We start from the raw sequence: 1,035 nt of genomic DNA on the forward strand, positions 1-1,035 counted from the left end.
AAAACCTAAATATTTAGCATCACCATTGAAATTAAGTACAACTGTAATTTTTCCAATGCTTTTGGGTTTATAAGTTAAATACCAGTAACCATTGAAATTGGTTTTCACTAAATGTTTTTTACCATCAATAGTAATTTCTAATTCACTATCAGCTATTGTATTATCTTCCTCATCGAGAAGAACACCACTTATAACAGTAGTTTTCCCTACTCTAAAGTCAGCTGAAAGGTCAATACTAGAATATGTAGCTAACTTATTAACATTGAAGTTAGTATTATTGGTAAAACTAGTGTAATTTTCATTACCTTCCCAAGTAACATTAATATTAAAGTCACCTGCATGAGTTGGAGTGTAATTAATATTCCAACTACCATTTTCAGCAGTTGTTACATTAAAGTTTTCACCATCAATAATAACAGTAATAGTAGTATTAGCTATTGGATTACCATTTTCATCAGCTAAAACACCATCAATTATTATAGAATCTTCAACCTTAATATTACTAGGAATATTAATAGAAGAATTAACACCATTCTTAGCCACTAAAAAGCTAGTCACATTAGTGAAACTAGTATAATTCTCATTACCAACATAATTAACATTAACAATTATGTTTCCTGTGCGATTAGTTGTGTAATTAAGACTCCAACCACCAGTAGAATTAATAATAATATTATCATAAACATTACCATCAACACTAACAGTCAAAGAATCAGAGCCATTACCAACATAACCAACAAGCTCACCAGAAATAATAGCATTAGTACCAATTTGAACACTAGCTACAATAATACTAGAATTAGTACTATTCCTCAACACTTCAAAACTAGTACTATTAGTAAAACTAGTATAATTATCATTACCAGCATAAGTAACATTAACAGTTATGTTTCCTGTGCGGTTAGTTGTGTAATTAAGACTCCAACCACCAGTAGAATTAATAATAACATTATTATAAACATTACCATCAACACTAACAGTCAAAGAATCAGAGCCATTACCAACATAACCCTCAAGCTCACCAGAAATAATAGC

At 29.9% G+C, this 1,035-nt stretch carries 1 protein-coding gene; it reads right to left on the reverse strand.

The window, feature by feature from the left end; translation table 11 throughout:
- Window positions 1-1,035, reverse strand: a 1,035-nt coding sequence (locus tag MBBAR_RS10385) for an Ig-like domain repeat protein (protein ID WP_158082586.1), incomplete at both ends; no start/stop codon positions are given.

The sequence above is a fragment of the Methanobrevibacter arboriphilus JCM 13429 = DSM 1125 genome (assembly GCF_002072215.1).
Lineage (GTDB): Archaea > Methanobacteriota > Methanobacteria > Methanobacteriales > Methanobacteriaceae > Methanobinarius > Methanobinarius arboriphilicus.